The sequence below is a fragment of the Pseudomonas sp. RIT357 genome (assembly GCF_000632245.1).
Classification (GTDB): Bacteria; Pseudomonadota; Gammaproteobacteria; order Pseudomonadales; family Pseudomonadaceae; genus Aquipseudomonas; species Aquipseudomonas sivasensis.
This window is the reverse complement of the sequence record NZ_JFYX01000046.1, coordinates 326,412-348,659: the sequence shown is the minus strand read 5'-3', so window position 1 is coordinate 348,659 and position 22,248 is coordinate 326,412. Positions and strand designations below refer to the sequence as shown.

The 22,248-nt window shown below is 59.3% G+C and carries 16 protein-coding genes; 7 read left to right on the top strand and 9 right to left on the bottom strand.

The genetic code is table 11. The features are described 5' to 3' along the window. Positions 1–13: 13 nt before the first annotated feature. Both BW43_RS04405 and BW43_RS04410 read right to left on the bottom strand, forming a co-directional pair. On the bottom strand, positions 14–5,131 hold the full coding sequence (locus BW43_RS04405; protein WP_256226930.1) for a dermonecrotic toxin domain-containing protein: 5,118 nt from the start codon (positions 5,129–5,131) through the stop codon (positions 14–16). Between the two features lie 99 nt (positions 5,132–5,230). Continuing rightward, positions 5,231–6,169: a DnaJ C-terminal domain-containing protein gene (locus BW43_RS04410; protein WP_032890568.1), complete on the bottom strand. Its 939-nt coding sequence runs from the start codon at positions 6,167–6,169 to the stop codon at positions 5,231–5,233. Positions 6,170–6,407: 238 nt separating this feature from the next. Between BW43_RS04410 and BW43_RS04415 the strand changes: the two genes are divergently transcribed. Next, positions 6,408–7,676 (top strand): Hsp70 family protein, encoded by a 1,269-nt coding sequence (locus BW43_RS04415; RefSeq protein WP_032890567.1) that lies wholly within the window; start codon positions 6,408–6,410, stop codon positions 7,674–7,676. A 109-nt stretch (positions 7,677–7,785) separates the two neighbouring features. Here the strand turns inward: BW43_RS04415 and BW43_RS04420 are convergent, their stop codons facing one another. From BW43_RS04420 to BW43_RS04435, 4 genes are all read right to left on the bottom strand, one after another. After that, the gene (locus tag BW43_RS04420; protein ID WP_032890566.1) at positions 7,786–11,424 is read right to left on the bottom strand and encodes a dermonecrotic toxin domain-containing protein; all 3,639 of its coding nucleotides are present in this window, start codon (positions 11,422–11,424) and stop codon (positions 7,786–7,788) included. 182 nt (positions 11,425–11,606) lie between these two features. Further along, entirely contained in the window at positions 11,607–12,620 is a 1,014-nt protein-coding gene (locus BW43_RS04425; protein ID WP_032890564.1) for an AI-2E family transporter, read from the bottom strand. Positions 12,621–12,765: 145 nt separating this feature from the next. Further along, positions 12,766–13,065, bottom strand: a complete 300-nt coding sequence (locus BW43_RS04430) for a PsiF family protein (RefSeq protein WP_017849707.1) — start codon at positions 13,063–13,065, stop codon at positions 12,766–12,768. A gap of 70 nt (positions 13,066–13,135) precedes the next feature. Beyond that, positions 13,136–13,924 carry a helix-turn-helix transcriptional regulator gene (locus tag BW43_RS04435; protein ID WP_032890562.1) on the bottom strand — a complete coding sequence of 263 codons (789 nt, stop codon included), beginning with the start codon at positions 13,922–13,924 and terminating at the stop codon, positions 13,136–13,138. A 97-nt stretch (positions 13,925–14,021) separates the two neighbouring features. On the opposite strand from BW43_RS04435, the gene BW43_RS04440 reads away from it, so the two are divergent. Further along, positions 14,022–14,900 (top strand): DMT family transporter, encoded by an 879-nt coding sequence (locus BW43_RS04440; RefSeq protein ID WP_032890560.1) that lies wholly within the window; start codon positions 14,022–14,024, stop codon positions 14,898–14,900. Here BW43_RS04440 and BW43_RS04445 read toward each other — a convergent pair. After that, positions 14,897–15,787, bottom strand: coding sequence for a triacylglycerol lipase (locus BW43_RS04445; RefSeq protein WP_032890559.1), 891 nt, complete (start codon positions 15,785–15,787; stop codon positions 14,897–14,899). The two genes, BW43_RS04440 and BW43_RS04445, sit on opposite strands and share 4 nt — an antisense overlap. Positions 15,788–15,962: 175 nt before the next feature. Here BW43_RS04445 and BW43_RS04450 point away from each other — a divergent pair, with 175 nt between their 5' ends. Next, on the top strand, positions 15,963–16,493 hold the full coding sequence (locus tag BW43_RS04450; RefSeq protein ID WP_032890557.1) for a bacterioferritin: 531 nt from the start codon (positions 15,963–15,965) through the stop codon (positions 16,491–16,493). Positions 16,494–16,602: 109 nt separating this feature from the next. Here BW43_RS04450 and BW43_RS04455 read toward each other — a convergent pair whose 3' ends face one another. Next, positions 16,603–18,672, bottom strand: a complete 2,070-nt coding sequence (locus BW43_RS04455) for an AsmA family protein (RefSeq protein WP_032890555.1) — start codon at positions 18,670–18,672, stop codon at positions 16,603–16,605. A gap of 345 nt (positions 18,673–19,017) precedes the next feature. Here BW43_RS04455 and BW43_RS04460 point away from each other — a divergent pair, with 345 nt between their 5' ends. Then, the gene (locus tag BW43_RS04460) at positions 19,018–19,389 is read left to right on the top strand and encodes a hypothetical protein (protein WP_032890553.1); all 372 of its coding nucleotides are present in this window, start codon (positions 19,018–19,020) and stop codon (positions 19,387–19,389) included. A gap of 153 nt (positions 19,390–19,542) precedes the next feature. Continuing rightward, positions 19,543–20,175: a TetR family transcriptional regulator gene (locus tag BW43_RS04465; RefSeq protein ID WP_032890551.1), complete on the top strand. Its 633-nt coding sequence runs from the start codon at positions 19,543–19,545 to the stop codon at positions 20,173–20,175. A 5-nt stretch (positions 20,176–20,180) separates the two neighbouring features. Here the strand turns inward: BW43_RS04465 and BW43_RS04470 are convergent, their stop codons facing one another. Further along, positions 20,181–20,711, bottom strand: a complete 531-nt coding sequence (locus BW43_RS04470; protein ID WP_032890549.1) for a C40 family peptidase — start codon at positions 20,709–20,711, stop codon at positions 20,181–20,183. Positions 20,712–21,052: 341 nt separating this feature from the next. Between BW43_RS04470 and ureE the strand changes: the two genes are divergently transcribed. After that, positions 21,053–21,553, top strand: a complete 501-nt coding sequence (gene ureE / locus BW43_RS04475) for an urease accessory protein UreE (RefSeq protein ID WP_032890547.1) — start codon at positions 21,053–21,055, stop codon at positions 21,551–21,553. Beyond that, positions 21,550–22,224, top strand: a complete 675-nt coding sequence (locus tag BW43_RS04480) for an urease accessory protein UreF (RefSeq protein ID WP_032890545.1) — start codon at positions 21,550–21,552, stop codon at positions 22,222–22,224. Before ureE ends, BW43_RS04480 begins: the two co-directional genes overlap by 4 nt. The last annotated feature ends 24 nt before the right edge of the window (positions 22,225–22,248 follow it).

Sequence of the window (22,248 nt, the reverse complement as noted above, 5' to 3'; positions counted from 1 at the left end):
CCCGCTCATGGGCTCAAGCTTCGCTGCCCTGAGCGGGTTGCGGGCTGCGGCCCATGATTTGATCGGTCATGGTGTAGAGCAGTTGCAAGCGCTCCTTTTGCACGGCGCTGATGTCGGAGAAATACTCCTCGTCACTCATCACGTGCCCCGGCACGGAGTTCACCGACGATTTGCCCAGCGCCAGCACCGTGGTATCGATCGTCTCGCGCAGCGCTTGCTTTTGCTGCGGCGAAAGGTCGCCGTCATTCGCCCATTCCTGTTGGGCGACCTGCAAACTGATCAAGTCATCGCCCCTGACCTGCAGCACCTTGAAGGGTTCCGGGTTCAACGACTCGACGAAGTTGGCCCAAAAGGGTTCCTCCACGATCTGGTTGCGTAGCTGGTCGCCTTCCTCCAACGCCCGCACACGCAGGTAAGCCTCGTCCACCATCGCGCTTGTGACATCCGGCTCGTTGAACATCATGCTCTTGGACTGCCAGGGTAAATCCATACGCCCGGCCAGCCGTGTGGCATAGGCCAGGTATATCTCGACTTCGTCGATGCTGCGCAGCGCATTTCCCTGGGCGTCGTACTGCCGCACCAAGTCACCCTGCGCGTCATATTGAGGAAAATTGCGACCCTGCGCGAGCAGTTCGTTGACTCTCGCTTGAGCGATCCGGCCCAACTCATGGAGCCTTGCACGCCCCCTGGCCAGGTCCAGCAGTTCGATTTTTTTCAGCTCGACATTGGGAATTGCGTTGGCTTGGGACACCAGCACCTCCCCGCCCATGGCATTGAACAACTGGGCCCCGGCGTCGACACACGTGGTGGGTGCAGCGGCCATTTTGAACAAGGTGTCACACAGCACACTGTCTTCATGCATGGCCTCGATCATGCGCCACACCTTGGCTGTCAAATCGTTCCTGTATTCAGGCGTTCCCGCATCGGAAGATTCGTTCAGTTTGCGCAGTTCATTGAAAAACGGCTCGCTGCCTTCGAGCTCCTCGACCGCGTCCCAGTAGCGGGCTTTCACCACCCACTCCTGTTGCGTCAGGCCGGCCATCCAATGGGCGCTGTCCTGCACGCCCCTGGGGGGAAAACGTCGCCCCGCATCCATCCCGATGGACTCTATATAGAGCTTGAGCCGATCGAGTGCCTCAGGCGCCAGCAACTCACGGGTCACCACGATTCTGGCGATGATCTCTGCCCTGTCCGAGCCCGGCGCCACATCAGGCATTTCAGTGATTGGATTGCCGGTCAGGTCCAGAACAAAACCTCGCGGCCTGGGGTGGGCGAAAAGGCCCGCAGGCAGTGCCTTCAAACCGCAGCCCGCCAGTTCCAGCCATTGCAGAAAACGCAGGCGCTTGAGGTTCAACCACTCACCGATGGGGTTACCGGCCAGTGTCAGCGAAATCAGTCGGGTCATATTGTTGATGTGCTGCGCGGTCTCTGCCGTCAGAACCAAGGCGTTATCGGCCAGGTCCAGCCCCTCCATGAACGGCATGTTCGCAAGGGCGGGCGGCAGGACAGTCAAGCGATTTTCGCTCAGGTCCAACAGCCGCACCCTGCGGAACGCCGACAGAAAACGCGCGCCCTGGTTGGTCAGGTCGCACCGGGTCACCTGCAGGTTGGTGACATGATCGAAGTTGCCTGGCAGCTCTGGCAGGGTTGCCAGCTGCGCCCCGAGCATCCGCTGCTGGTCGCGAGCGCCGCCTCGCAGATTGATCCGCTGCCCTCGCACGTTACCGAGGGGATCGATGTCCGGCTCGCCGGTCATTCTCCAGGCGTTCATGATGGCATCCACAATCCGATACCGTGCGCGCAAAATCGACGGCGTTCTCGGCCCCTTCAAAAGCCAGTTGTAAAACGTCTCTTCAAGGTCTGCGAAATCACGCTCCAACGCACGCAGCCAGGCGTCGTCGGTGAGGCTGCGGTCCTGCAGAAAGGCCTCAACCTGCTCCTCCGTCAAACTGGGGTAAAGCGTTCGCAGCCGACGACGGAAAGTGCCCTCAACTCCGCCCACCCCGCGTCCGCTCAACGGATAGCCCGGCTGGCCGCTCGGTGCGCGCTGCGGGAACCTGAAGAACGGCTTGTTCCGCGGCGCCATGCGCAAGGCGTTGCTTAAGGCATCCCGTGGCAGCGCCCGCTGAATGACCAACGCATGCAACTGATCACCTTGGCCGACATGGGGCAGGCTAATCGCGTTGCGATGGGCATCGGGCAAGGCGTGCTGCAACGCTCTATACAAGCTGTCGGTACCGTGTAGTTCATTGCCCTCTTCATCGAAGGGTTGATAAAGCCCATCAGCCACACGCGCCAGCACTTTGCGCTGGCCTGCGTCCTCGGGGCCAAACACCGCGCGCAAGCTGCCATCGAACGAACCCTCGCGCACTTCAAGCCGGATGTTGTCGTGCCAGCCGGGCAGGTTTTCCAGGGAGTGCAGCACCAGGGTTTCGGTATCCGGGTTGTCCAACCGCTCCAGATACAACCCTTCATAAGCGTGCAACAGACGCATCTGCGCCTGCAGCTTGCGCGCCTCTTCGGCCAGCCGTAAGGGGAGTCGACCCTTGGCAGTGATGAATTCCAGCTCTTTGGGGGAAGCCGAGTCCAGCAGTTCCTGGGCGATCAGGCTCGGCAAGCGCTTGAAGTCGCGCTGCAAAACCTGCACGGCGGGGCTTTTAGGCGCAAGGCGCTCGCTGTACAGGCTTTTGAACAGCCGGGTGTGCTGGGTGGCCGCATACTCCGCCAGGCGGCGAGTCAATTCCGCCGCACGCGACGGGGTGTCGAGCCCTGTACGCTCACCCAACAGTGGCGTTAACTGTTCGTGGCTGAGGTGCTCGACAATGCGCCTGGACAGCTGGCCCTGCATCAGCTCGGCACGGCTGATCCGGATCAGGTCCCGCCCCGTCGCCAGCCGGTTGCCATAGCGCACCGCCGAAGTGTCGAGCCCGTCCTCTCCCAACACGTCAATACCCGTGCTGGCCGGCCAATGGGCAAGCTCTGTGACCAGGCTGGCGGCATAACCGGTCAACTCGGCAGAGAGACGTCCAGCCGTGATCTGCCGGTTGAGTTCCTTCGCCTGCCCGTAGGCGCGAAATTGCTGCGCGGTGTCCAGCAACACCGCCGGTACCGGCTCACTTTGCGCGTGCACTCTACGCAACTGGTCCTCGTGGACATCGCTGACCTGACGGATCTGCTCAAGCTCCTCGTCGCTGAAGCCCTCCATCGCAGGGCCGATACGCCGCATCAGCGTCGCCCCTGTCCACTCCTGGGGCCGGTCGGCCTCATGCAGCCACCTGCCCTGGTTGTTGTGGCGCAGCAACGGCTGGTAGGCCTCTGCTCGCGTCGGGTGCTGGATACGGTAATGCCCGGTGGTGGCGTCCTCGACAATACGGTAATGCTTGCCCTCAATAGCGAGCACCGGTTGTCCATTCTGGCGGTACACACCGTGCTCGTCTGCTTGCCCCTGCGGCTCGTAATCCGGTAGTTCATAACCGTCGAGTCGTGGACGCCAAAGGGTCTTCCCGCCTGTGGGCAGGCGTACGTTTCTCAGGCTTTCGACCTGGCCCGACCATTGAACATGCGGCAATACCGCAGCGCCCGCGGCAAAAAATGCAGCATTGAGCGCTACCGAGGAAAAGCAGCGCCACATCTCTTTGACTTCACCCTGTTCATACGCCTCGATGCCATGGAACACGTCAGTCATCATCTGCCCAGCGCCCACCGCCAGCATGATCGGTCCAAGCCCCGGCACCACAAACGCCGCCAGGTTGAATACATTGAGCACCGCGTCCAGGAAACCTGCCATGCGCCTGGCCCGCGCCTGCGCGTCCTCGTCGCCGGTGGGCACGGCCACCGCCCTGGCATCGCTGAGCAGCTTGCGCATATGGGCCTGACGCTGTTCGATCCACACGTCGCCGGTGATCTCGAACGCTTCGATCGGCAATCTGGCGGGCTCGGCTTGCAGTACGAAATCCGTCTGCGTGTCGTCGCTTTCCTTTGGTTGATAGAGCTTGTTGAGTTGCTGAAAGAACTCACCTTGATGCTGCACGGGGATGAACTGGCTGAAGAAACGGCGGTAGGCGATGCTGTGCAGACGCGCTCTCAAATCGGCCATGAACGCGTCGCCGGAGGCATATTCGCGCATCGGCTGCTGCGGATCGTTGGGGATATACACCACCACCCGCTCGGCATCGACACTGCTCAGGCGCTCTGGCCCGATCAACAATGGCCCGACGAGCACAATGCCGAAGATTTTCAACGCCGCAAACGTGACCGGGCTGCCATCGAGGTAAGCGTTGCGCGAGCCGCTGAGCACCTGATCGAGCATCCGCCGTGCGCTGGCACTCACACCCGCTCTCCCGTTGGCGTCAGCCAACCGTTGCCGGCTGGCAATATCGAGACTCAGGGTAAATTGCTGGCGTTGATGCGCATGCAATTGGTTCTCCAATGCGGTGCGCTGGGTTTGATCCTGCGGCTCAAGCACCGCCTTGAGATGCTCCTGATACAACTTACCCAGGTTCAGCGAGCGACACAGCTGGGCAAACTCGTGAGGCAGGATGGCCACGGCCTGACCCTCCAGAACGTCGAACCCCGGGATCACCTCCCCTTCGAACGCGCTGAATCGAGTGATGATCGAGCAATCGCGGCAACTCAAGGGTTGTTCTTCAGAAGGCTCGAAGTTGGCCAGGGCGGCTTCAAGCAGCGTTACGCCGCGATAACGGTAATTGGCATCCGGACTGCTGGTTTGATCGACGGTAAAAAATCCACCAAAGGCAGCTTGCTCTTTTCCGGGGGTGTACTTGCGGGCGAAGTACACCTGCCTGACATCCAGGTCCAGGTTGAAACGTTGCTGAATCTGCGCTTTAAGCAGCGGTTCGGCGAAATCGAGCACGTCGTCAATGCGGGCAAGGTTGTCTTCGAGGTCGCGCTGAGCGGCGCGGAAGCGGGTGTGAGCGACCGCGAGGCTGGCTCGACCTGCCGAGTCGGCTTTCAGGTACCAATCCGGCAGTTGCAGCGAGTGGTCGGCCAACTCTTGCTGGCGCTGCTTGGGCGCCTGCAGAAACCAGGAAGGGACGCGGCTTTTCAGGAAGTCGTAATGCACTCCGCTATAGCCGGGCGAGGAAGAAGCGGGCGAAGGTATGTTTGGCATTTGGGCTCATCCGTGGCCAGGAATTAAGCCCTCAGCCTATCGAACGCCCTTGCGCCAAAAGGCACATATAGTTGTGCCGTTTGGCGCTTTTGCGTCAGTTCAGAACTGTTCGCGCGGGTTGAACGCGGCTTTCTCCGCCAGCGCCTGCCACAAGGCCTTGACCTCGTCGTCGGCAGCTTTGGGCATCACAGCCTTGAGCTGCACGAACAGGTAACCGCGCTGGCCCGCCTTGTTCAGCAAGCCGTGGCCCTTGGCGCGCATGCGCTGGCCGTTCTGGCTGCCCGCCGGCACCTTGAGGTTGATCTTGCCGGTCAGCGTCGGTACGGCCACTTCAGTGCCCAGCGCCAGTTCCCACGGCGCCAGCGGCAGGTTGATGATCAGGTTTTCGCCATCAACTTCAAACTTGCTGTGGGGCGCAAACTTGATGATCAGGTACAGATCGCCGTTGGCCCCACCGCCGATGCCCGGCGCGCCCTGCGCCTTGAGGCGGATGCGCTCGCCGTCGGTCACACCGGCCGGGATCTTCACGTTCAGGCTCTTGGTGGTGTTGCTCACATGCCGGCCCGAGGCGTCGTATTGCGGCACCTGGAAGCTGATCTGCTTGGACTCGGTGGACAGCGTTTCTTCAAGCGACACCGTCAGTTGCATCTCGACATCCTGGCCTTTGCGCCCGGCCGGACGGCGCTGGCCGCCGCCGAAAGCATCGCCACGATTACCAAAGATCGAACTGAAGAAGTCCGAAAAGTCCTCGCCCTGCCCGCCGCCGCCAAAGCCGCCACGGCTCTGCCAGCCCGGTGGCCCCTGGAACGGCTGGCCGTGCTGGCCGTATTTGCGCAGTTCATCGTATTCGGCGCGCTTATCGGCGCTCTTGAGCGCTTCATAGGCTTCGGACGCGTCCTTGAACTTGGCTTCGGCGTCTTTTTCCTTGCTCACATCGGGGTGATATTTACGCGCGAGTTTGCGATAGGCGGCCTTGATTTCCTTGTCATCGGCGCTCGGCTCGACACCCAATATCTTGTAATAGTCTTTGAAATCCATCGGCGGTTCACCATCCTTCATCGAGATCGCACAGCCCTGGGCACAACGTGCGCTGCTTTGCACCTGTTGAGTCTTGTGGCCTGGGGGTACGTCAGAGTTTTATCGGCACTTGCCGTATGCACCAGATGTGGGGGCAAATCCCACACTTTCAAGCACGATTTAACGGATGGTCGGCCTACGCATCCGCCTTCGACTGGCATACACTGCGCGGCCGTTTTTCGACCGGAACCCGATAGACATGAAAAACCCATCCCCAGCCCGTGCTTGTGGTATCGACTTTGGCACGTCCAACTCCACCGTCGGCTGGATCCGCCCCGGCGAGGAGACGCTTATCGCGCTGGAGGACGACAAGATCACCCTGCCGTCGGTGGTGTTCTTCAACTTCGAGGAGCGCCGCCCGGTATACGGTCGCCTGGCGCTGCACGAGTACCTGGAAAACTACGAAGGCCGCCTGATGCGGTCGCTCAAGAGCCTGCTGGGTTCCAAGCTGATCAAGCACGACACCAGCGTGCTGGGCACGGCAATGCCGTTCACCGACCTGCTGGCACTGTTTATCGGCCAGCTCAAGAGCCGCGCCGAAGCCAACGCCGGCCGCGAGTTCGAAGAAGTGGTACTGGGCCGCCCGGTGTTCTTCGTCGATGACGATCCGATGGCCGACCAGGAAGCGGAAAACACTCTGGTGGATGTGGCGCGCAAGATCGGCTTCAAGGACATCTCGTTCCAGTACGAACCAATTGCCGCCGCGTTCGACTACGAGTCCACCATCGAGAAAGAAGAGTTGGTGCTGATCGTCGACATCGGCGGGGGGACGTCCGACTTCTCCCTGGGGCGCCTGTCGCCCGCCCGCCGTCACAACGACAACCGCCACGACGACATCCTCGCCACCGGCGGCGTGCATATCGGCGGTACCGACTTCGATAAGCAACTGAGCCTGCAAGGCATGATGCCGCTGTTCGGCTACGGCAGCCGTATGAAAAGTGGCGCCTACATGCCCACCAGTCACCACATGAACCTGGCGACCTGGCACACCATCAACTCGGTGTACTCGCAAAAATCCCAACTGGCCTTGGGCAGCATGCGCTATGACATCGAAGACACCGGCGGCATCGACCGCCTGTTCAAGTTGATCGAACAGCGCGCCGGGCACTGGCTGGCGATGGAAGTGGAAGAAACCAAGATCCAGCTGACCCACGCAGACAGCCGCCATGTGGCGCTGGACCGTATCGAAGCGGGCCTGAGCGTCGACTTGAGCCGGGCGCTGTTCGAATCGTCCATCGACGCCCTGCTGGAGCGTGTGCGCGGCAGCGTGACGCAACTGCTCAACGACGCTTCCGTGACCGTGGCGCAAGTGGACACTGTGTTCTTTACCGGCGGTTCCAGCGGCATTCCGGCGCTGCGCCACAGCATCTCGGCGATGCTGCCGAATGCGCGGCATGTGGAAGGCAATATCTTTGGCAGCATCGGCAGCGGTCTGGCGATTGAGGCGAGCAAGCGGTACGGGAACTGATCAACAGATCAACACCCGTGCCCTACGTGCTTGCTCGCAACAGCGATCGGCCAGTCGACGGCCTCTCGTCATCGTGAGCAAGCACGCATCCCTGACCGCTTATCCCGGGTCAGTCCCACTTATAGAAAGGTCCATAGTCCAGCAGCAACTCCTCGCCCTCCTCAATATCCCGCCAGGCCACAAAAAACGTCATGTAACGACCGACGTAGATACTCGCCACATTTTGCTCGCCTACTGGTACTTGCCCTGGGGCAGCCGGGCTGTTGATCAGGCTAAGGATATTGCCACTGCCATGAGCGCTTAGTGTTCCGTCATTGGAAAAGCTCTGGAACGAGTAAGTCTCCACCGGCCGGCGCCCCTTGGCTGCAATCTCCTTCATCAGCGTCGGATCGCCTTGATGCAACTTTCCTGAATAAGGCCCCAGCACCTCAAACCTGCGAATCCTGCGTAGCGCAACGACCGACAGCCCTCGATCAGGGCCATCCGTCATCTTCCTGGCCAGTAGCTTGCCTAAGAAACGCGCGGCGTGACGCCCCTCATCTCGAATCCAATTTCGAACATCCTGGGTTATTTTTTCAGACCATCTCAGGCGTTCCTGCGTCCCGAACTCGTCGAGCAAACTGTTCCAGTAAGTCACTTCAATCTGGTCAACCTCACCCTCCAGTTCTGCGGTCAAACTGCGCGTGACATCGCTCGGATCTTGCAGGATGGGCAGGTCGTTATTGATTTCATGCTCAAGGAGAAGCGTTGCATCTTTGCTCTCATTAGCCACCGTCGGCTCGCGCCTGGGCACCTTGATCTGCGGTGAGAGCGGGTCCTGCGCAGGACGTTTGACGGGGACTCTGGAGCTTTTGCGTGCCGTGAATATCCGCGTCTCAAGGCTTTCGGGATTGAGGGGATTGGCGGGCAACTGCCCCGGTTCACCAAAGATCAGGCGGTTTTTTCCGATCAACGTGAACTTTCCGTTTGCCCTCACGTGGCGCGCCCACTCCAATGGGTCGATATTGTTGCGTTGAACAAACTCACTGGACGATACCGTTTGACCCTCCTTGCTTTGCAAGCGGTACCACTTGTCCAGATGAGCCTCGGTCAGCGGATCATAGTTAGCCCGTTCGAAAATAAGCTCGGTCATACCTTGCTTGGTAAAACTGCCATCTTGCTTTACGTAATCGCCCCACATGATCGGGTTGAGGTTATGCCGCGTGGCAAAATCACGGGCCATCAATTGGCTGCCGGGGGTTTCATACAGCGTTTTCCATTCACTGAGATGCTCACGAGTAATGCTTGTATAGGCACCACCGCCGGCATGTTTGAGCAGTACTCTCCCTATGTCGTTGATCGAGCCATCCTGAGCGATATGCAGCATGAGAGCATCTGGCTCAATCAAGTACTGATTCGCAAAACCCTCACGAGTCAACTCATGCCGCTCCCTGGGTGACAGTCGCTCCCATGCAGACAAATGCTCGGCGGTAACACTGGTACGCACTGCGTGCTCATTGTCGAGAAATGCCACCCCCTCAGGCGTGGTAGATCCGTCCGCTAATACGTAACGTCTCAAGGTGGGATAGAACAGTCCGCGCTGCCTGGCAAACTTGCGCATTAAGTTGGCAGAACGGTCGGCTTCAGATAACTCGCTCCAATCACGGACGTCATCCCCCGTTATCAAACGGTGAGGCTCGACGCCGCCCTTCAACCCGATGGACTCCCATTGATCGGGACCTACTCGCCGCAACCAGTAACCTGTCTGCCGGTTGGTTTGAGCATCGACGACGTTCACATCAAAAATGTCGGCCTCTATCCTGAAGTTATCGCGGATCTGGTACACCTGCTCTCGACCATCACCTCTTACGTCCCGGATATAAAACTGTTGGCCATCAGCCGTCCGATAGATGCCCTGGGCGCTGGGTGTAAGCGTCGAGATCGTGGACTGATCTACTGCGTACTCCCGGTACCCAAGAGGGGTCACCTCGGCAGGCTCGTCTACTGGGATGGGCGCTTCAAGCGCAGGCTCAACCTGCGCAGGCAGGTCAGGGGTCGGCTCAGACGACGTATACGTGATATGCCCCTCCTCGCTGGAGGCGGGGATAGCGACCTTCTGTAAACGAATGCGCCCATCTGGAGACGTGACACGGCGGAACATATTCATTTCTTCGGGCACGACGTAACTGAGCGCCAGACCGGTGACAGTAACCTCGACCAGGGCGTTAACCACACCGACAATGTGTGCCCAGCCCACCGCCTTGTCCCCCACGGACAAGTCCTCGATACCTTCCAGCACCTCATTCATCAGGTTGACCGCCGTCGCCCCCAGCAGTACTACGCCAAGCGCAGGCACAGCAAAGGCAGCAACGCCGATCACGGCCATGAGGTCTTCCAGCAACTGGGCAATCCACTCCCTGCGACTCTTCGCATCCGCATCTTCAGTGGGGACTGCCTGACGTCTCGCATCGGCCAGCCCCCTTTGTCGCCACTGCCGGTAGAGGCAAGCCCACACGTCCAGGCCTTCTTCCCAGATATCCAGAGATGTCCCCATGGGCCGGAACTGCAAGAGAAAGTCCAACTGCTCTTTTTGCCGCAGCACCGGCGCGTGACGTGGGGATTGTCCAGGTACTCGTTCGGTGAAGTAATTGAAAAAGGCTGGGCGATCTTCAAAGGCTACAAACCGACTGAAAAACAGCTGATAGTCAGAGGGCGCTGCAGTGGAAGACTTTGCTGCTGGGGCTTTTCGCAGAAATTGCGTCTTCATCTGCGCCTTGAGCTGCGCCAGGGAAGAGTAATGCTTTACGGGATGATCAGGATCATCAGGGATGTAAACAATGAAGCCGGACTCTGACTCGCTGTCCAAGAATGGCCAGATCACCTTCACTGGCAAACTCTGGCTTTTCTCAACGATCTCAAACACCACACAACCGTTCAGGTTCATTCCCATGAAGTTCAAACCGCGCAACCACAGCGGGTGGCCGTCTACTGCAACCTCTTGCTGTTGGTCGATAAGGGCAAGCAGAGCTTGATAGTGTTTCGCCTGAATATCTGTTTTTAACAGCGCGATGTAACTCGCGGTTTTAAGCGATGCTTTCTGATAGCGGATAAAGGCATCTTTTTCGGCCTCCAGCTTCTCAGGATCGCTCCAGCCTAGTGCGTCCTTTATGTGCTGTTGGTACTTTGCACCCAGGTCCAGATCCCGACATAAGGCTACAAATTTCTCGATCGTCAGCCCCTGGATTTTTTGGCGAATACCTACTTTCTTCCCGTAGTTAAAAAACTCGCTGATATAGAAAGCCCCCGCTCTTCCTTCAGAGGCCTCAAAATTATGCAGCGCAGCTTGCAACAGGGTAAAACACTCGATTTTTGGGTTACTGAAAAAACTGGCATGGGTATAAAGCTCCAACCAGACCTGATTGACATCCAGATCCAGGCCAAAGATTTTTTTGATTTCCTGCGTTAACAGTGGTGCAGCGAAATCATTAATCGCCTGCACATCAGCCATGATGCGAACGTAAGCGCTGTGCGCCTCGATGCTCAGCGCGGCATAGCTCGCAGCCGTCGCACGCTCAGCGGGCGAGGAAGACGTCCACCACTCGGGCAGCTGAGGAGTCATCCCCCCGAGTGTTTTTAAAGTCTGCGCGGGCGCGTTTAACAAACATGAAGGAACAGCAGACGCCACGATATTTATGTAGTCGTTGCTAACACCGGAGCCATCACTGGCAGTCGTTCCGCTACCATCGTTATCAGTACTGGAATCACCCATCAAATGCAGTCCTTCTGTTCGCGTTAGTTAGATCAAACGCTATCAGCGGGTCCTGCCTATTGAGGGTTAGATAATTACAGCGTGCCGCATCATTGATCAGGCTTTGGCAGTGGTGACGACTGCACTACCGTGCTCAACTCTGCCGTTCGCGCAGCGTAGGTAGGGTCGTTCACCTTAGTAAATCAAACCATCCCTCCGAGTTTCAGCTCACTCTTCAGATACGCATAGTAGATCGGCCCCGCCACCACGCCCGGCAGACCGAATGCGGCTTCAAACACCAACATCGCGAGCAGCAGTTCCCACGATTTGGCACTGATCTGCCCGCCAACAATGCGCGCATTGAGGAAGTACTCGACCTTGTGGATCACGATTAAATAGCCCAACGCCGCCACTGCCACCCAGATCGACAGCGACAGCGCGACGATGGTGATAAGGGTGTTGGACATCAGGTTGCCGATCACCGGCAGCAGGCCGAGCAGGAAGGTCAGCACGATCAGGGTTTTGGTCAGCGGCAGGTGAATGCCACACAGCGGCAGCACCACGGCGAGGAATATGGCGGTGAAGGCGGTGTTGAGCGCGGCGATCTTGATCTGAGCGAAGACGATGTTGCGAAAGGCCTGGACCAGCAGGTGCAGGCGGTCGAACAGCGCCGCCGCCAGGGGCTTGCGCTTGGTCAGGTCAGGCACGCGCTGCAGGGCGATGATCGCGCCGAGCACCATGCCGATCAGCAGGGTGACGAACATGTGCGCGGCGTCTTTGCCCACCAGTTGCAGCTCGCTCAGGTGTTTGCTCAGCCACTCACCGATGGCCACACGGAATTCGGCGGCGCTGGCCGGCAGGTAGGCGTCGAGGAATGGCGGAAGTTGGCCCCGCGCACGGTCGACCACGCCCATGAATTTGTCGAGGGAAGCCCCGGGATTTTCCGCTTCGTGGAGCAGGAAGCTAATGGCGCCGGCGAAGATCAGCGCAAGCACGCTGACAATCAGGGTCCCGAGCAACGCCACTGCCAGCCAGCGCGCGCGGCGGCCTTCGATCAGCCGTTGCAGTTGGGGGGTGAGCATGTTGACCAGTTCATAGACCAACAAACCGGCCAGCAGGCTGGGCAGCAATTTCAGCGGCAGCACCAGCAGCAGTCCGCCGAAAATGATGATGTAGCTGGCCAGCAACAACACATGACGCTGAGAAAACGTTGGCATACAGCCTCAAAACGAACGGCGTTAAAGGATGGGCAGTCTGCCAGCCTTCAGAGAATCAAGCGAGTGGATAGGTTGTGAATGCGATCAAGTGTGAGAGGGGCACCTCCCCTCCCACTTTTAATCTTCAGCACCTACGAAATCGTGATCAACCTTTGAGGCAGGTGCTCATGAACGTCTTGCGCGCATCGCCGGTCAGCGCTTTGGTTTTCGCCGACGCATTGCAATCCTTCATCTTCTGCTGCTGCGGCGTCAGGGTCTTGGCGTCATTGGCAGCCGGGGCCGACAGACAGGTTTTCATGAACGCCTTGCGCTCGTCGCCCTTGAGCGTCTTGGTGGTGGCCTCAGCATTGCAGGTGGTCATTTTGTTTTGCTGGGCAGTGGCGGCAAAGCCTTGGGAACACAGCAGCAAGCCCATCATCAATAACGGAATACGCAGCATCTTCATGGAGTTTTCTCCCTGTTACCACGCCGATGGGCATGGCCTATCCGCAGTGTAGTCAAAGCCTGTTACATCTTCATCCACAGCGAATATTCGTCCGGCGGTACTGCTCCGGCGTGCAGCCGGCATGGCGCTGAAACATCGCGATAAACGCCGAGGCGGTGCTGTAGCCGAGGTCGAACGCCACCTGCTGCACGCTGCGTTCGCTGTCGAGGGCTTCGATGGCCGCCAGGTAGCGCAGACGCTGGCGCCATTCACCGAAGCTCATGCCCAACTCGCGCACAAACTGGCGCGCCAGCGTGCGTTCGCTCACATGCACCTGTTCAGCCCATTGCGCCAGCGGGCGGTTATCGCCGGGGTCGGCCTGCATACCTTCCAGAACGCCAAGCAGCCCTGGGCGGCGGGCGTAGGGCAGGAAACCGTCGTGGATCGGTGCCTGCCGCAGTTGATCCACCAATACTTGGGCCAGGCGGATATCGGCTTCGGAATGCGGAATATTCACGTCACGCCGGGCGAAGTCGCGCAGGATCGCCTTGAGAATGTCGCTGATCGCCAGTGTGCAAGGCTGTTGTGGCAGTTGCTCGCAGAGCTCGGGGGCCAGGCCGACCGAGTGATAGACAATCGCCTGGGCGTTGTAGGAGCTGTGCTCAGTATTGGGCGGGATCCAGACCGCGTACTGCGGCGGCGACATAAAGCGGTTACCGGCCACTTCCATGCGCATCACACCGCTGGCGGAGTAATCCAGCGAGCCCCAGAAGTGCTGGTGCGGCGTGCACTCGGTGTCAGGGGCAAAGTCGGAATAACGGAAGTAGACCGGGCTGGGCAAGCTACGGAAATCGGCGAGGCGTACGGTGTGTCGGGCCATATTGTCTGGATGCAAAGGTGAGTTGTCTGGATCGCAGTATAGGCTTCGATCCAGACAGGGGATAATCCCGCTTCATCAACACACTTGGTTTCTTTCGATGCAGTACGCGTATCCCCTGCTGGCCATTTTTATCTGGGCCGGCAACACCGTGGTCAACAAACTGGCCGTGGGCTCGATTTTCCCGTCGGAGATCGGTTTTTACCGCTGGCTGCTGGCGGCGCTACTGTTCACGCCGTTCATGCTCAAGCCGGTGATCGCTCACTGGGCGCAGATCCGCCCGAATCTGGGCAAGATCGTCATCCTCGGCGTGCTGGGCATGGCCGTGTACCAAAGCCTGGCGTATTACGCCGCCTCCCTGACCACTGCCACCAACATGGGCATCATCCTGTCGCTGATGCCGTTGATGGCCCTGACAGCAGCGATCATCAGCCTCGGCCAACGCCTGACCTTCGGCGCACTCACCGGGGCTGTGCTGTCGTTTGCCGGTGTGGTCGTGGTGGTGTCGTCCGGCAGCCTGGGCGCGCTGTTGCAACATGGGGTCAACCTGGGCGACGCCATGATGCTGGTCGCCACCCTGGCCTACGCGGTCTACAGCACCTTGCTGAAAAAATGGCAGCTGCGCCTACCGCCGTTGGTGTTGCTGTATTTGCAGATACTGGTGGCGGTGGTGGTGTTGTTTCCGCTGTTCCTGTTCTCGGCCAAAACCGGCCTGGGCTGGGCAAATATCCCACTGGTGCTGTACGCGTGTTTACTGGCGTCGATACTCGCGCCGTTGGCGTGGATGCACTCGGTGAAGACCTTGGGGCCAAGCCGTACCACGCTGTTTTTCAACCTGCTGCCGTTGATTACCGCGTTGATTGCGGCGGTGGTATTGAAGGAGGAGCTGGCGTTGTATCACCTGGTGGGCGGTTTGCTGACCTTGGGTGGGGTGATCTTGTCGGAGCGCTGGACCACACCGGTGCGCCGACGGGCTTAAACACCTGCCGCTTTCAAGCGCCGGGCATGCTCCACAAACAATCGGATCGGCTCGGCGCCCTTGCCCACCAGCCCCATGGACTGATTGACGATATCAAAATGGTCCAGGGCAAAATCATCACCAATCACCGTGCCCAGGTGTGAGCTGTAGCGCCCGACCATGCCATCACACTGGCCCTTTTCCCGCACAAAGCTGCGGGCGAACAAGCGGCAACTGCGGTGGGTACCATCAAACAAATTACGGCCCCGATCCGTGATGCCCGGCTGCAACGTGCCGGACCACGAGTAATAGCGCACGCCGTTGACCACCTCCGCACCCTGCCCGCCCCATGTCTCGGGTAAGCCTTGGGGATACCGGCGATTGAACAAAGCCACACCTTCACTGGTGAGGGAATGGTGAGACGCCTGCAGATCCGCCTTGAAGCGCGGCCCGCGATAACCGGTTTCCAGCACACCCATCACCCAGGCGACCAGGTGAAACAGCGCGCTCATGATCCGGCCCTTGGCGCCGTCGATGGGGTAATGCGTGTGGATATGGTCCGCCAGCTCAGAACCGTGGTTCGGCCCCGCCACCGAAGTCACCGACGCCACCCAATCCGGGCGCAGGGCTGCTGCATAGCGCGCAGTCAGTGAGCCTTGGCTATGGCCGATCAAGTTGACCTTTTCCGCCCCAGTCTCGCGGCGTATGCGCTCGATCTGCACCAGCAGTTGCTCGCCACGCACCTCGCTGGAGTCCAGCGGTGCCACCTGTATCGGGAATACCTGAGCCCCACCAGCCCGCAAAGCCGGGACGATGCCATACCAGTAGGGGAAAAACCCGATGCGCACAAATCCGAGCATGCCGGGCACCAATACCAGGGGATAGCGTGTGGCCAACGACTGTGACATGAAGCGAATATCCTCGCAGCGCGTTTGATGCAATGCAGCCTAGCCCAGTTGCAAGTCGGGCTCGTGACGCGCGAGGTAAATCCGATAAAACTTTTTGCGCTGCCCGGCACTCACAACTTGGAGCGATCACGCCGACAGAGCGTGGCGTAACCCGGATTAGCCCCAGGAGATTGAGATGACTGAAGCAAACTTGACCGACGTTGCGACCCTGCGCAGCCGCGCCCGCCAGAACGTCGAAAACGGTGCCGTGACCGAAGGCTACGACGCCGACCGCGAAGAAATTATCCGCCTGCTCAACGCGTCGCTGGCCACCGAACTGGTGTGCGTGCTGCGCTACAAACGCCACTACTTCATGGCCAGCGGCGTTAAAGCAGCCGTCGCTGCAGAGGAATTTCTGGAGCACGCCACCCAGGAAGCCGAACATGCCGACAAACTGGCCGAGCGAATCGTGCAGCTGGGCGGCGAGCCGGAGTTCAACCCCGATCTATTGTCGAAGAACTCCCACGCGCAGTACGTGGCCGGTAACAGCTTGAAGGAAATGGTCTACGAAGACCTGGTCGCCGAGCGCATCGCGGTGGACAGCTACCGCGAGATCATCCAGTACATCGGCGACAAAGACCCGACCACTCGCCGCCTGTTTGAGGAGATCCTCGCTCAGGAAGAAGAGCATGCGGACGATATGGCCGACATCCTCGAAAGTCTTTAAATAGCGGAAACCCCATGTGGGAGGGGGCTTGCTCCCGATAGCGGTGATTCAGTCTCAGAGGTACTGACTGACATACCGTTATCGGGGGCAAGCCCCCTCCCACATTTGGTTAGCCTTTAACGGTCTTCGGCGCCTTGCCTTCTTTCATCTGCTGCAGCAGCGGCGCGCACTCATTGGGCTCGCCACCACTTGGGGCGACCAACGCAAGCAAGCCGGCAGCAGGACCCGCGATCACGCCCAGCGCCACCATGCCCGCGCCGCGCAGGGCTAATGGAATGGCCTTGACCCCGGCATTCGGCTTGATAAACGGCCCGTTCACATACAGCGGCGAGCGCAGGGAGAAGAGACGGAAGCCTTTGGATTCCGGGGTGACCGTCAGGTCCAACTGCTCAGTCGCCATGTTCGCGGTGCCATCGATGTAGATGATGGCGTTCTCGGTATCGAACACAAACAGCCGCGTAGTCGCCAAGCCGGTCTTGATGCCGAAATCCGCGGCGGCACAGTTGATCTTCACTTCCTTATCGCCGAACAAGCGGCCCACCACGTAGTTGCCCACGTTGAGCCCGGCGATTTCCATCAGGCCACGGCTGATGGCGCCGTCGTTGATCAGCATCTTCAGGTCACCATTGGAACTGCCCAGCAGCGCCGCCACGGAGTTACCTCGCCCGGCAATATCGGCGTCACCGTTGAGTTCACCGAAGCTGGTTTTCATCGGCTCGAAGCTCGGGAACAGTTGCTTGAGCTTGAAATTGCGCGCGGTCAATTTGGCGCGACCTTCCATCGGTGTGATGCGGCCATTCAGGCGAATCTGCGCATCGAGCTTGCCACCAGCGACGCCGAAACGCAGTGGCTCCAGGCTCAGCTCGCCGTCGTTGAGCACCAGATGGGTATAAAGATCGGTAAAGGGTAATTCGGCACTGTGCACGATACGCTTACCGGTGAATTCCACATCGGCATCCATGTCGCGCCAGCGTTCGGTGCGGAACTCTTCCACCGGCAGCACTTTGGTCGCCGGCTGTTTGCTTTCGCCGCCACGGGCCTTTTGCTTGGCGTTGGAGTCGGCGCCGATCAAGGGTGCAAGGTCAGTCATCAGCAACTGGTTGGACACCAGCGCGCCGCTGAGCTTGGGCCGTGGCTGGCTGGCGACGTAGGCGAGGTTGCCGTGAATGTCGCTGTTGCCGATCTTGCCGTTGAAGTTGTCGTAGCGGAAGGACGCGCCGCTGGCATCGTGCAGCTTGGCGATCAAGTGACCGTCGGTGGCGTAGGCCGGCGAGTCCGGCAGCGTGACGCCGGTCAGTGGATACAGGTTGCCCAGGCTGCTGCCGGACAGCTTAAGGCGCAGGTCAAGAGCGCCGAGGTTGAGCGGGTCGGTCAGGGTGCCAGCCAGGGCGATGTTGGTGTCAGCGATCTTGACTTGGGCCTGTAGCGGGAACGGCTTGGCCGCATCCTGCAGGGCCAGCAGGCCGCCGATCTTGCCGGTGCCGTCGAGCTTCTGGCCGTGGTACTGGCCTTTGACCTTGAGGGCGAACGCATAGTCCTGGGGCGCCGAGCCTTTCTCCAGAGCCTTCTTGGCATCGGCATCGCCGACGATTTCACCGAAGGGAATCGGTTTGCCCAAGGGGTCAATGATCACGTCGAGCTGGGTCTTGAGGGTCTGGTCATCCAGCGTCACGTGGCCTTTGTCAAAGCCGATGGCACCGATGTCCACCACCCAGTTGGAGGGTTCGGCATTGGGGTCTTTAGGGTCGAACGTGAAGGTCCAGTTGGCGCGACCATCGGCCAAGCGCTGTAACTCTGCACTCGGTTCGGTGAGATCGATACGCGGGATAACCACACGCTGTGCCAGCAGAGCCAGGGGCGAAATACGCAGCTCGACTTTCTTCAACGAAACCATCTGCGGTTTTTTCGACCAGTCCGGGTTACCCAGGGTCAAGTCTTCGGCAATCACATGAGGCCACGGTACCCAGGCACGCCAGCCGCCTTCATCGGGCTCTCGCTGCCACACCACGGCGAGGTTGCCGTTGATGGCAAACGGGCGATGCAGTTCTTCGGAGACTTTGGCATTGAGGGGCGGTTTGATGCGATTCCAGTCAAAAAACACCAGGACCAGGACTGCAACGGCGATTAACAGAACGAAGCTGGCGCAGCTCCAAGCGACGATTTTACGAGTGCGCGTCATTGCACAGGACTCCTCAACACGAATAGCTGAACTACAGCTCATAAGAGTACGACTGGCAAACCGTCCGGGGGTTTAACCCAGTGGTCAATTTAGTCGCAAAAAGCCATTTTCCTGATCGATCAGACAAATCCAATCATCAACGGCGCACCATTGTTACCCAGGTTCGTGTCGAAAATACCCACCACGGTGCAAAACCGCGTGCTTGAGAGGTCCGGTCTAGAGCCTCTGCGAGGAACAATCAATTCTGTTGATTATTACCATTGTGTTTATGAACTTTTATATCGACATATCGAGAGTAGCATTAGCCCTGTACCCACTTTATCGCCCTCCCAAGGAGCAACCATCATGAAACGCCAAGTACTCGCTACCGTCCTGTTGTCCATCATGGCTTCCAGCGCCTTTGCCCTGCCAGCCGCCGAACAAGTGACCCCACAAGTCAAAGCCGACGCCGTGCACGCCAGCCAAACCCTGGCCCGCAGCGGTTCGCAAGAAGAAGATAGCCGTGACTACGCCAAAGGCGCTGTTGCAGAAAACGGTTCGGATCAGATCAGCAAACGCGCTCACGCCGAAGGCCTGACCGAGAACGGTCGCGATCGCCTGCAAGAGAAAGGTCTGGTTGAAGACGGTGCCGATCAAATCAGCAAGCGCGCTTACACTGAAGGTGTTGCCGAAGACGGTTCTGATCGCCTGAAAGAACAAAACCAAGCACAGAGCTAACCCTGTGGTAGCCCAGAAAAAAGCCCGATCACCCGACCGGGCTTTTTGACTTTTTGTAGAACGTGTCACGCAACGCGCCCCCGCCAAGTTCGACGCCAACAGAGCTGTTTTGCTAGAGTGCGTCGCTGTACTTGCCGACAAAGCCCCCCGCCCATGCTGCCCCGCGCCGAACAGAAGCAACAGACCCGCCTTGCCTTGATGGACGCTGCCCGCCATCTGATGGAGTGTGGCCGTGGGTTTGGCAGCCTGAGCCTGCGTGAAGTAGCCAAGACGGCCGGCATCGTTCCCACTGGTTTCTATCGCCATTTTGCCGATATGGACCAGCTTGGACTTGTCTTGGTGAGTGAGGTCGGCCAGACCTTTCGCGCTACCATCCGCCTGGTGCGCCACAACGAATTCGTGATGGGCGGCATTATCGACGCCTCGGTGCGGATCTTTCTCGATGTGGTCTCAGCCAACCGTTCGCAATTCTTGTTCCTGGCCCGCGAGCAATACGGTGGCTGCCTGGCCGTGCGCCAAGCCATCAGCGCCCTGCGCGAAGACATCACCCGCGACCTTGCGGCCGACCTGACGCAGATGCCCAAGTTGCAGCACCTGGACCCCGATGGCCTGCATGTGATGGCGGACCTTATCGTCAAAAGCGTGTTTGCCACCCTGCCCGATATCATCGACCCGCCGGCTCATGCTTTGCCGGCTCACCTCACGCCCCAGGCGAAAATCACCCAGCAACTGCGCTTTATCTTCATCGGCCTCAAGCACTGGCAGGGCTTGGGCAGTACCGAGTAAACCGGTCACCCGGCCGAATGGAAACGCTTGGCGGTGGTGTAGTTTTTGCTCCAATAGCGATTGCTCAGTGAATCGATACGCACCGTCTTACCGGTTCGGGGTGAGTGAATGAATTTGCCCTCGCCTATATAGAGGCCGACATGGCTGACCTGACCGCGCCCATTACCTTTGAAAAACACGGCATCCCCAGGTTTCAGCGCATGACGCTTGATCGTCATCGCATCTGAACGGTGCATTGCCGCCGTGGTGCGGGGAATACGGATATTGGCCTGGGTCTTGAACAGATAAACCAGAAAGCTACTGCAATCGAACCCCTGCTCTACCGTGCTCCCTCCCCACTTATAGGGTGTGCCCAGCAACTCATGGGCGCGGTCGATCACATCGTTGATGGACGGTTTGGACGGCAAGGCCTGTAGGGCTTGCAGGGGAGTGCTGGCCGCGATCGGAGCCACCGCACGCTTTTGGACATTGGCCGAAGATGAGGGCGTAACCAGATAAAGACTGAACACGAATAAACACAAAATTGATCGAAACATGATGGAACCCGTCGTGAATGTTTAGCACGCGGCGAATCCTAAAGATCCTGCGCGTAAGCCGACGAACTCCAAATCCTCAATTCCCGTAGGACTAATCCGAAAACACCCAGAAACGAAAAGAACGAAAGGAACTTCATACACTCCGCATCGCCCTCGACGCCAAAACGCCCCTCTTTGGCGCTATAAACGTGTCAACGCACCAATTTGAAACACTCCCACCAAGCACTAACGCCCTATTCGGTAGCACTCCCCCGCGTACCGACAGAGATTTCCTACATCAACCCGTGATTGGCAAGCCACTTGCTCTAGCTGTTTCATCGCTCATAGCTGGAAGCTTCCTGATGCTGGTGATCCACCGCCGAATCGCCCCCCAAGCCCTCTGGGCCGCTGAGTTGCTGCTCACTTTCGAAGCGCGCAGCAAGAGCCGCCTGCGCTGTTTCAGTACTGACGGCGAAGACGTTGGCCTGTTCCTGGAGCGCGGCCAGCCGCCGTTGCACGATGGCGAATGCCTACAGGCTGAAGACGGACGTGTCGTACGTGTATGCGCACGGCCTGAACAACTGCTGCACGTCACGTGCGCCAATGCCTTTGAACTGACACGCGCGGCCTATCACCTCGGCAACCGCCATGTGGCGTTGCAAGTTGGGGATGGCTGGCTACGCCTGCTCGACGACTACGTGCTCAAGGCCATGCTTGAACAGCTGGGCGCCACCACGCAGACCCTCGAAGCGCCATTCCAGCCGGAGCACGGCGCCTATGGCGGCGGCCATCATCACTCGCGCCATGGCGATGAAGATTTCAACTATCCGCCCAAGCTGCACCAGTTCGGCGTGCGTTTATGAACCCAGCCTGGGCGTTGCTGCGTCTGGCCAGTCCGCAATTGCCGATTGGCGGCTACAGCTATTCCCAAGGGCTGGAAATGGCCGTGGAGAACGGCCGCGTGAAGGATGCGGCCAGCGCCCGCCGTTGGATCAGCGACCAGTTGCTGCTGAACCTGGCACGTTTCGAAGCACCGTTGCTGCTCGCCCATTGCCGCGCCGCTGCCGCAGAGGATTGGCCGACACTCTCGCAACTGTGCGAAGAGCACCAAGCCAGCCGCGAGACCCGCGAGCTGTATCAAGAGAGCCGCCAGATGGGCTACTCCCTGCAACAACTGCTCAACGGTCTGCCGGAACTGGACAGCCAGGCCCGCACCTTTCTTGAGCAACGCAGCGAACCTCATCTGGCTCTGGGCTGGGCCCTGGCCGCACGCGCCTGGACCATCAACCCCGACGATGCCCTCGCCGCCTGGCTGTGGAGCTGGTTGGAAAACCAATTGGCGGTGCTGATGAAAACCCTGCCCTTGGGCCAACAAGCCGCCCAGCGCCTGACCAGTGAACTGCTGCCGCTGCTGCAACAAGCCCAGCAGGACGCTGGCGGCGTCGACCCCCACCATTTCGGCAGCGCAGCGTTCGGCCTGTCACTGGCGTGCATGGCCCACGAGCGCCAGTACAGCCGCCTGTTCCGTTCCTAGGAGCTCTTTATTTTGGAGAAGCAA

Bases quoted from the DNA above. Each gene is read 5' to 3' on its own strand.
- BW43_RS04405 (WP_256226930.1), bottom strand. From the start codon at position 5,131: ATGCCAAACATACCTTCGCCCGCTTCTTCCTCGCCCGGCTATAGCGGA.
- BW43_RS04410 (WP_032890568.1), bottom strand. From the start codon at position 6,169: ATGGATTTCAAAGACTATTACAAGATATTGGGTGTCGAGCCGAGCGCC.
- BW43_RS04415 (WP_032890567.1), top strand. From the start codon at position 6,408: ATGAAAAACCCATCCCCAGCCCGTGCTTGTGGTATCGACTTTGGCACG.
- BW43_RS04420 (WP_032890566.1), bottom strand. From the start codon at position 11,424: ATGGGTGATTCCAGTACTGATAACGATGGTAGCGGAACGACTGCCAGT.
- BW43_RS04425 (WP_032890564.1), bottom strand. From the start codon at position 12,620: ATGCCAACGTTTTCTCAGCGTCATGTGTTGTTGCTGGCCAGCTACATC.
- BW43_RS04430 (WP_017849707.1), bottom strand. From the start codon at position 13,065: ATGAAGATGCTGCGTATTCCGTTATTGATGATGGGCTTGCTGCTGTGT.
- BW43_RS04435 (WP_032890562.1), bottom strand. From the start codon at position 13,924: ATGGCCCGACACACCGTACGCCTCGCCGATTTCCGTAGCTTGCCCAGC.
- BW43_RS04440 (WP_032890560.1), top strand. From the start codon at position 14,022: ATGCAGTACGCGTATCCCCTGCTGGCCATTTTTATCTGGGCCGGCAAC.
- BW43_RS04445 (WP_032890559.1), bottom strand. From the start codon at position 15,787: ATGTCACAGTCGTTGGCCACACGCTATCCCCTGGTATTGGTGCCCGGC.
- BW43_RS04450 (WP_032890557.1), top strand. From the start codon at position 15,963: ATGACTGAAGCAAACTTGACCGACGTTGCGACCCTGCGCAGCCGCGCC.
- BW43_RS04455 (WP_032890555.1), bottom strand. From the start codon at position 18,672: ATGACGCGCACTCGTAAAATCGTCGCTTGGAGCTGCGCCAGCTTCGTT.
- BW43_RS04460 (WP_032890553.1), top strand. From the start codon at position 19,018: ATGAAACGCCAAGTACTCGCTACCGTCCTGTTGTCCATCATGGCTTCC.
- BW43_RS04465 (WP_032890551.1), top strand. From the start codon at position 19,543: ATGCTGCCCCGCGCCGAACAGAAGCAACAGACCCGCCTTGCCTTGATG.
- BW43_RS04470 (WP_032890549.1), bottom strand. From the start codon at position 20,711: ATGTTTCGATCAATTTTGTGTTTATTCGTGTTCAGTCTTTATCTGGTT.
- ureE (WP_032890547.1), top strand. From the start codon at position 21,053: ATGCTGGTGATCCACCGCCGAATCGCCCCCCAAGCCCTCTGGGCCGCT.
- BW43_RS04480 (WP_032890545.1), top strand. From the start codon at position 21,550: ATGAACCCAGCCTGGGCGTTGCTGCGTCTGGCCAGTCCGCAATTGCCG.